Source organism: Thermodesulfobacteriota bacterium, from assembly GCA_039028315.1.
In the GTDB taxonomy this organism is placed as follows: Bacteria; Desulfobacterota_D; UBA1144; order Nemesobacterales; family UBA2774; genus CR02bin9.
In genome coordinates, this window is record JBCCIH010000087.1 from 1 (window position 1) to 9,274 (window position 9,274).

Annotated in this window: 6 protein-coding genes and 2 tRNA genes; 7 read left to right on the forward strand and 1 reads right to left on the reverse strand. The window is 39.9% G+C overall.

Going from position 1 to position 9,274, the window contains the following annotated elements:
* Nucleotides 1-4,050, reverse strand: a 4,050-nt coding sequence (locus AAF462_06710; GenBank protein MEM7008812.1) for a DUF11 domain-containing protein, incomplete at its 3' end; no start/stop codon positions are given.
* Between the two features lie 536 nt (nt 4,051-4,586).
* Here AAF462_06710 and AAF462_06715 point away from each other — a divergent pair.
* The 7 genes from AAF462_06715 to AAF462_06745 form a co-directional block, all read left to right on the forward strand.
* Nucleotides 4,587-5,501 (forward strand): polyphosphate kinase, encoded by a 915-nt coding sequence (locus AAF462_06715; GenBank protein MEM7008813.1) that lies wholly within the window; start codon nt 4,587-4,589, stop codon nt 5,499-5,501.
* Nucleotides 5,502-5,506: 5 nt separating this feature from the next.
* Nucleotides 5,507-5,791 (forward strand): hypothetical protein, encoded by a 285-nt coding sequence (locus AAF462_06720; protein ID MEM7008814.1) that lies wholly within the window; start codon nt 5,507-5,509, stop codon nt 5,789-5,791.
* Nucleotides 5,792-5,891: 100 nt separating this feature from the next.
* Nucleotides 5,892-5,965 (forward strand) — tRNA-Arg (locus tag AAF462_06725).
* Nucleotides 5,966-6,028: 63 nt separating this feature from the next.
* Nucleotides 6,029-6,106 (forward strand) — tRNA-His (locus AAF462_06730).
* Nucleotides 6,107-6,207: 101 nt separating this feature from the next.
* Nucleotides 6,208-7,308, forward strand: a complete 1,101-nt coding sequence (locus tag AAF462_06735; protein MEM7008815.1) for a formylglycine-generating enzyme family protein — start codon at nt 6,208-6,210, stop codon at nt 7,306-7,308.
* Nucleotides 7,309-7,413: 105 nt separating this feature from the next.
* Nucleotides 7,414-8,922 (forward strand): arylsulfatase, encoded by a 1,509-nt coding sequence (locus tag AAF462_06740; GenBank protein MEM7008816.1) that lies wholly within the window; start codon nt 7,414-7,416, stop codon nt 8,920-8,922.
* Between the two features lie 73 nt (nt 8,923-8,995).
* On the forward strand, nt 8,996-9,274 hold a 279-nt coding region (locus tag AAF462_06745; GenBank protein ID MEM7008817.1), incomplete at its 3' end, for a haloacid dehalogenase-like hydrolase.

The window sequence follows — 9,274 nt, forward strand, 5'->3', positions numbered from 1 at the left end:
CTTAAGAATAAACAAGTCATTTCCTCCTGGCTCTGGTGGTTCTGGAGGAGGTACATTTCCTGGTACTACTGTTGTTGTTTGAGGTGATATATTATTTGATAACGATGGATCATGCTGATCGCCAGCTACCTGAGCAACATTTAACAAAGTTCCAGGAAACTGAGGAGTTACACGTATTCTTACTTGTGTAAAGGCCCCTTCAGTAAGAGTTCCTAAGTTGCAGGTTACAACTCCGCCAACAGGTCCGCCGCAATTTCCTTGATCTGGAGTTGCGGATATAAAATTAACACCAGCTGGTAGAGTGTCTGTAACAATTACATTTGTAGCTGTATTAGGTCCTGCATTACTTACAAACAGCGTATATGTAAGGTTATTGCCAGCTATCACTGGGTCTGGAGAGTCGCTTTTTATAATAAAGAGATCTGCCACCGGTACAAATTCTCCAATTAGAGTTGACTCTATAACTACATTGTTAAGTGGGTTAGGATCTGCAGAAGCACGTTCTTCTTCAGTTCCCACAGATTCAACTTTCGCAAGGTTGAACATGGTTAAGAACTCTAATCCAGGAGGCAGCTCGTCAACTTCAACCGATATTGTGATAGTTGCGCTTGTGTCTGCAGGTAAAAGATTTATGTCACACTGAACCACATTTAGTCCAGCACCCATAGGATCCTGCATGCAGTCTGCTCCGCTGGTTGTTACAAATTCAACGGTATCTAGCACAAGTCCTTCTGTTGGCAGCCAATCATATATTCTGACGCCGTATGCATCATTTGGTCCGCCGTTCTTAACAAATATTGTATAGGTAAGTATGTTGCCCTCGATAACCGGATCTGGTGTATCTGCTTTATCAATTGAAAGATCAGATACTGGAGGCGGTACTGGAACAACTGTTGTTTTTTCATAATCAGTATTGTTTGATGGGGCAAAATCTAGCTGAAGTGTATTTTCCTCTATTAATAACGCAAACGGATTAACATCAGCTCTCGCCGCATTAATTATCATAATTGGATCTTCATCAATTGCTACTTCTGGTGCATTAACCCTGATCTGACGAATTGCAACGGTACCTTCTTCAATCAGATCTATGTTACAAGTAATTACTTGTCCCATCGGTTCGTTGCAATTGTCAGCGCTCACAAATTCAACGCCTTCAGGCAATATGTCGGTTAATATCACATCTTCGGCATCTTCCGGACCAAAGTTATACACAAACAGTGTATATGTTAGAAGACCTTCAGAAACGACCGGGTCAGGTGAATCTACCTTAACCACAAATAGGTCAACTAGATTTATACTTGGCGGCTCTGCGATAACCCGAGTTATTGCAGAAGCAGTATTATTAGCAGGCTCAAGATCCAATAGAATTGTGTCCGGTATTGGGTCACCCTCAATAATCGCTGGATCGAAGAACACTTTAGCTAAGTTAAATACTGGTACTGAATCCGGTAGTGGAGGAGCAATACCAGTGTACGTTGCTTCAAATTCTAAATTCACAGTCTGACCGTTAGTCAGTGTACCGATATCACATTCAATTTCACCCATGCTTACAGCACATCCTGCAGGTAGGGTGCCTTCATTAATCGCAATGTCAGCTGGAATAATATCTCTCAGCATCACATTCTGCGCTTCGCCTGGACCAAGGTTTGTAACCTGTAGGAAATAGCTAAATGGTTGGTCAATTTCTGTATCTATAATTACCACTGGAGCTGATTTTCTTACGTCTAGATCAGCAAGAACGATATTTTGTGGAATAAGAGCCCTTCCAAATTCAACGTCGGTGTTGTTTGTAGGGTCTGGATCAATTTGTGGAGGCCTGACCAATCCCAAAGTAGCTGTTGCTAGATTAAATACAGCTCTGAAATTAGGGAATTGAGGAGCAGGTCCAGTATATACGGCTCTAAAATCTACCCTAGCAATTTGTCCAGGTTCTATATCTCCCACATCACAAATTATCTCAGGTCTCATAGATACGATATTGTTTACCTCATTACAGGTGCCGTCATCGGGCTCGAATGTTAGTATGGTCACATCCTCTGGGATAATATCAGTTATTGTCACATCCCTAGCTGTATTCGGTCCTAGATTTGCAACTTCAATTGAAATTCCAAAAGTGTTTGTTGGAGCTAGCGTGCCTGGAATAATGATGTCAGGCATAGATTTTGTCAGCACTAGATCTGCTACTTCAGGTTCTATTACTGGGTTGAATATATTTGTTATAGCAACATCAATATTATTCTCAGGTGTTGGATCTATCCAAATAAAGTCTAGCGGATCATCAGGATCGTTGAAAAGTAGTGCCTGAGCGTGATTGAATATAGGGAACGGCTCATATGGAAGTGGCGGTAGAGGAAGACCTACATAAGTAGCGTCATACTGGATTCTGATTTGATCACCTTGCTCAAATACGCCTGCAAGATCACATCTGAAGAAATTGTCATCTGCAAAATCCATACAAGTATCAGCTGTTGGTAAGCCATTTACAAAGACTTCAAAATTACCCACATCAATATTTGTAGGATATGTATCTCTTATCCTTAGGCTTTCTGCATTATCCGGGCCTCCAACAAGCACATCAATTACATATTTATATGGCTCGAAAGGACCGCCTGGAGGATCAAGCACAACATTACCTGGAGATGTCTTAGTTAGAACCAAGTCTACTTCTCTTTCTGGAAGACCAGGAGGAACAACATTTGTGATTTGAACAAATGTATTGTTGCTTGGTGCCGGGTCTACTTGATCAGTGTCATCAGTATCGCTATCACCTAATGTTGCAGTAGCAGCATTAAATATTGGTGTTGGGCCAGGAGCGAGTGGAAGTGGAGCACCCATTGGGTATGTAGCCGGGATTATAAAACTAACTGACTGTCCGGCTGGAATAGAATCAGGAATATCACAAGTAAAATTATTATCTACAGTAAACATGCATGTAGCCAGACCTGGAGGATTTGATATTATAATGTTACCAATATCAATAGTTGTCCCCATAAAAGGTGAATCAGTGAACATTACATTATCAGCTGTGTCAGGCCCTGCGTTATAAATATTCACTACATAATCGAACTCTTGATCTACAACTACCGTATCAGGAGAGGTCTTCGTTACAACCAGATCAGATACTGTTGTGTTTGGGGCTGGTGGAACAATCTGTGTTGGTTCGAATGTGATATTGTTGCTTTCATCAGAATCCGGTTCGTTCAATGAGAATACCCTTGCTATGTTTTGAATCACCGATGGTTCATCGAAAGCAGCGGAAATATCAACTGCAATTGTTCTAATTCTAAATGTTCCGGGATTAATAGGTGTTGCAACCGGACATGAAACTCTGTTGTTCGGTGTTTCAAAGCAAGTTGGTGATGATAAAGCATCATTATACGAAGTGCCAGGTGGCAGTATATCTCTAATTATAACGTTGTTCGCCGGTGCAGTTCCTGCATTAAATACAGTTAAGTTGTAAAAAGCTGTTGATCCAGCAACAACAGGATCTGTGACATCTGCTTTAGATATTACTAGATCAGGTTGAGGACCGCCAGGTGCTACTACTGTAGTCGTAAAGTCCGTAGTGTCACCGGTAGGGCCAAAACCATCACAGAATACTTCCGCTTCATTAGTTATATCGCCTAATACGGCTGGGGCAGTACCGCTAATTTGAACAATTACGTATGTAGATAATGGGAAGAACCCGATAAATTGGTTAAAACTCCCAAGGTCACATTCTAAAATGTTATCTACTCCAATATCGCTTGTGTCACAATCGAGTGTTTCTTCAGTTACAGTTGTGTATTTGGTTGCTGTAATGGAGGTTGCAGTGAAAGTGTCAGGTAAATCGTCTATCAAAATCACATCTTCACCAAAGGTATTACAGCCTAAGAAATTATCATTGTTTTGAATTACTAAGGTGTAATTCATAAATCCGCCAGCATTTACTGTTGGCGTTCCGTCTTTATCTACTACTAGTCCAAAACCAGTTCCTTGCGCATTGGAATTGTCTGTAAATAAAGCTAAAGCTAGGAATAAAACAAAGGCAAACTTAAATAGACTTCTCATAACAATCCCTCCTAGTTTATTGGCGGATAATCACTATCCGCAATATGTTCTATAACATAGAGATTGCACAACTCACCATCGCCATTTAAATAGGTAAGTATGATGCAATCGTTAAATTCAAATTCTGGCATATAGGCTTACTGATAAAAATAAGCTAATTCTATGCCGTAAAAAATGTAATAGGATGGAATTGAGAAATAGAGATGTGTTTCAGCAGTAGCTAACTACAATTACTAACTACATGAAGACGCATTTTGTACATATAGTTTTTTGGAATCATTCTCCTTCCACCTATTAAAATTATAACCCAATTTTCAATGATTTCAATATAGACAGATACAAAATCAAGGAAAATTCTTGCTTAATTCATAAGAGGTATGGTAGAGGATGTCTTTAGGTATCTGAAATTCTTATAATTAGGTATAATTCCTTCATATTACATTAGTATTTATTGATTATAATGATTAAATAAGGGTAGGGTAAAACCTTTTCAGCACGGTTTTAGGGCGTCAAACTTATACTGGAGGACTTTCGGTATGAAAAAACTTACCGGGAAAAAAGTCGAGAAGATTGAAGCTCCATATACAGGAGTCTCAATAAAAGACTACAATATTGAAAAAAGACGTTTGCAACTGGAACTTCTAACAATTCAACAAAAAATTGTAAAGCTTGGTCAGAGAGTATGTATCTGTTTTGATGGAAGAGATGCGGCAGGCAAGGGCTCGACTATTCTTAGACTCACACAGAATCTAATGCCCAAATATTTTAGAATAGTTGATCTGGGTATACCCACTAAGAAAGAATCAAAATATTGGTTTCGTCGCTACGAACAGCAACTTCCTAGAGAAGGTGAGATGGTCTTTTTTGACAGATCTTGGTATAACCGGGCATTGATCGAACCCACAATGGGATATTGCACAAAGTCCCAATATGAATACTTTATGCACAAGGTCTTGGAATGGGAGCATAATTTGATTGATAAAGGACTAACCTTGGTTAAGTTTTATCTATCTGTAGATCCCGAGCACCAGCTTTACCGTTTCCAAGAACGTTTGTCTGATCCGCTTAAATTCTGGAAGTTCTCTGAAAATGATTTTCATGCAAGGAAAAAATGGGAAACTTTCACAAAATATAAAGACCAGATGTTCAACTACACGGCATCGCAGAAGTCTCCTTGGGTTCTTATTAATGCAAACTCTAGAAAAGAATCAAGACTTACAACAATGCTTTATATAGTCAGAAACTTCGGGAACAAAAAATATCAACCTCTTTCTGGCAAAGATGTAACTGAAACGTATACTGTTGAAGTAAATGGGGTGGCATTTAAAGGTTTAAACAATTTGCAGATGTCAGTATTAAGCGAACTTATTGAAGATCACAAGAGTCTTCATAAAGACCAGCAGCAAATTGAAATATTAGATCCTTTAAAAGTTAGGAAATCAAGCAAGTAAAATAAATGGAAAAAGATTCAATTAATCAGAGGTATAGCGATTTAATAGAGGAATCCAAAGCGTATACTCATGGGTTTTGGAAGCCTGAGGATTTTAAAACATGGGGCAAGAAAGCACTTGATATATTAGATGAATTATGCGGCATAAATAGCAAGTATTACACAACTTTCTTGCGTACTCATCATGAAGCGCTAGTTTTAGGCACCGATGATTCCAGATTCAACACTTATGTATCGGTATGTATCACAATTTTAAGATCTGCTTTCAATGAATTTGAGCATAAATCTTAATGTTCATTCCCTAGTGTAAATTTTTTATCTCATAATAACCTTATTGCGGAGTATTCTTCATTTAGGTAGAATGTTCATCCTTTATATATAGAAATTAAAAGCGCCCGTAGCTCAGCTGGATAGAGCAACGGACTTCTAATCCGTAGGTCGGGGGTTCGACTCCCTCCGGGCGCGCATTTATTATTATAAATCTTTGGTATAATATCTATTCTGCATTTGAGATTTACTGATTCAATGGTGCGTGTAGCTCAGGTTGGTTAGAGCACTGGGTTGTGGTCCCAGGGGTCGCCGGTTCAAATCCGGTCACGCACCCCACCTCACTTAGATTTCTAGCTCAATCTAATTCTATGTGCTTATCTGTATTAGTGTATATGTTTTATTTCTAGCAAATAACAACTGCTATGGTAAAATGGAGGTTGAATCCAATTTCTTTTGGCGGTAAGCATATTTCTTTTATGGTTAGGGGTGATAAGCATATCTTAATTACAAGATCATTAACTATATTAGTGGGCCTTATTTTATCTGTTTTCATATCTTATGCATGTTCTGATAATCAAGCGAAAAAGGCAGATCTAGATTATGTTGATATGGTGTTGATACCCCAAGCTGACTTCATGATGGGCGGTAGTGATGATCTTGCGCGTGAAGATGAACTGCCAAGTCATAGAGTGCTCCTTGATCCATTTTGGATGGATAAAATTGAAGTAACCAACAAACAGTTTGCTATATTCGTTAAAGATACCGGCTACATTACAACAGCTGAACAAAAGCCAAAGTGGGAAGAATTAAAAAAACAGCTCCCCGAGGGCGCACCAAAACCTGATGATTCAGTATTGGTTCCCGGCTCATTAGTATTTACTCCTCCTAATAAAGATGTTGAGCTTACTTCATTTCATCAATGGTGGACATGGGTTCCAGGCGCTAATTGGAGAAAGCCTGTTGGCCGCGGTAGCAGCATAAAGTGGCTAGTTGATCATCCCGTTATACATGTGTCTTGGTATGATGCCAACGAGTACTGCAAGTGGGCCGGCAAACGTCTGCCTACAGAGGCTGAGTGGGAATGGGCGGCTCGGGGAGGTCTTGATGACAAACCCTATAGCTGGGGAGACGAGCACATAAATAATGGTAAGCCCAAAGCTAATACATGGGATGGAAATTTTCCTTATACTAATATTGGAGATGACGGGTTTAAAGTTACAGCGCCGGTAAAATCATTTCCTCCAAATAACTATGGACTATATGATATGGCGGGAAATGTATGGGAGTGGACAAGCGATTGGTACAGAAATGATTACTATGAGATGAGCAAGAAAGAAGAGGGCGTCAAGAATCCCAAAGGTCCTAAAGACAGCTTTGATCCTGATGAGCCTTATGCTCAAAAGAAAGTGCAAAGAGGAGGCTCGTTTTTATGTAATGAGTCATATTGTTCCGGCTATAGAGTGTCATTTAGACAGAAATCGAGCCCTGATACAGGACTTTCTCACTCAGGATTTAGATGTGTTAAAGATATAAAATAAAAAAGATAGCGGTAAAATAAAAAAATGGAGGCTATGGTAATGAAGAGACTATTCTTTATAACTTTATGTTTACTTTTATTATCAGGGGCTTATTTATCTGAGTCTATGGCTCAGATAAATAAGTCAGATGATGACAACAAAAAACCAAATATTTTGGTTATCTGGGGGGATGATATAGGTTTGACAAACTTAAGCTATAACTCCAGAGGGCTTATGGGGTACAAAACTCCAAACATCGACCGTATTGCGAATGAAGGGATGATTTTTACTGATTATTACGGCGAGCAAAGCTGTACAGCAGGAAGATCAACCTTCATAACAGGGCAAAGCGTTATACGAACCGGACTCAGCAAGGTAGGTCTTCCGGGCGCTGAGCTTGGTATGAAAGAGGAAGATCCGACAATTGCAACAGTTCTTAAAGCAAGCGGTTATAGAACAGGTCAATTTGGTAAAAACCACCTTGGTGATAAAGATGAACATCTTCCAACTAATCACGGGTTTGATGAGTTTTATGGAAACCTCTATCATTTAAATGCTGAGGAAGAGCCTGAGCTTCCGGATTATCCTTCAGAAGAAGAGTATCCTGGGTTTAGAGAAAAATATGGACCTAGAGGGGTTATTCATAGCTTTGCCGGCGGTGAAATTGAGGACACCGGTCCATTGACTAAGAAAAGAATGGAAACAGTTGACGATGAGACCCTGGCTGAAGCTATAAGATTTATTAAAAAAGCAAATGAAGACGGAGAGCCGTTTTTTGTTTGGTGGAACGGTACAAGGATGCATTTTAGAACACATGTGAAGTCCGAGCTGCGCGGAATATCTGGGCAGGATGAATATTCCGACGGCATGGTTGAGCATGATATGCATGTAGGTGAGCTTCTAAAATTACTTGATGAGCTTGGAATCGCAGACAACACAGTTGTTCTATACAGCACGGATAATGGCCCTCATATGAACACATGGCCCGATGCTGCAATGACACCATTTAGAGGTGAGAAGAACACTAACTGGGAAGGCGGATGGCGTGTGCCGGCTGCTGTTAGGTGGCCGGGTAAAGTTCCTGCCGGAACAGTTTCAAACGGGATAATGCACCACATGGACTGGCTTCCAACCTTTGCTGCAATTGCTGGTAATCCTGATATAAAAGACCAGCTCTTAAAAGGCAAGAAAATAGGAAAGCGCAGTTATAAAGTACACCTAGATGGTTACAACTCACTTGGGCTAATAACAGGAGAAGTAGATGTTAGTCCGAGAGATGAGATTTTCTATTTCTCTGATGACGGGGATTTAACGGCGCTAAGGTATAAGGACTGGAAACTCATATTCTCAGAGCAGCGCACCACCGGTACACTTGCTGTTTGGGCCGATCCATTTGTGCCGCTTCGTATTCCGCTCTTATTTAATCTGAGACGCGATCCCTATGAGAGAGCTAACCTTACCTCAAATACATATTACGATTGGTATTTAGATCACGTCTTTTTGATCATCCCTGCTCAAGCATATGTTGCTAAATTTCTGGCTACTTTAAAGGATTTCCCTCCGAGACAAAAAGCTGCAAGTTTTTCAATTGATCAGGTATTAGAGAAGATGAATGAAGTTCCCGGATCACCTTAAAGTTTAAAATACAAACAAATGCATGGCTGTTTATTATAGATAGGCAGCCATGCTTCTTTTTAGGAGAGAAGTTATGAGAAAGTTTATAGCTCTAATCACAATAATCATTCTGTATGCGAGCTCAAATGCGTTTTCAGAACAAGCCCTGCCTTCATGGAATGACAGCAAACCCAAACAGTCAATAATTAGTTTTGTAGAGGAAGTTACTGATCCAAATAGTAAGTCTTATGTAAAACCAGAAGAGAGAATTGCTGTATTTGATAATGACGGCACACTTTGGGCAGAGCAGCCGATTTATTTTCAGCTTGCTTTTGTCTCAGACCGCATAAAAGAGCTAGCTCCAGCCAATCCA

Bases quoted from the DNA above. Each gene is read 5' to 3' on its own strand.
- AAF462_06715 (MEM7008813.1), top strand. From the start codon at position 4,587: ATGAAAAAACTTACCGGGAAAAAAGTCGAGAAGATTGAAGCTCCATAT.
- AAF462_06740 (MEM7008816.1), top strand. From the start codon at position 7,414: ATGGCTCAGATAAATAAGTCAGATGATGACAACAAAAAACCAAATATT.
- AAF462_06720 (MEM7008814.1), top strand. From the start codon at position 5,507: ATGGAAAAAGATTCAATTAATCAGAGGTATAGCGATTTAATAGAGGAA.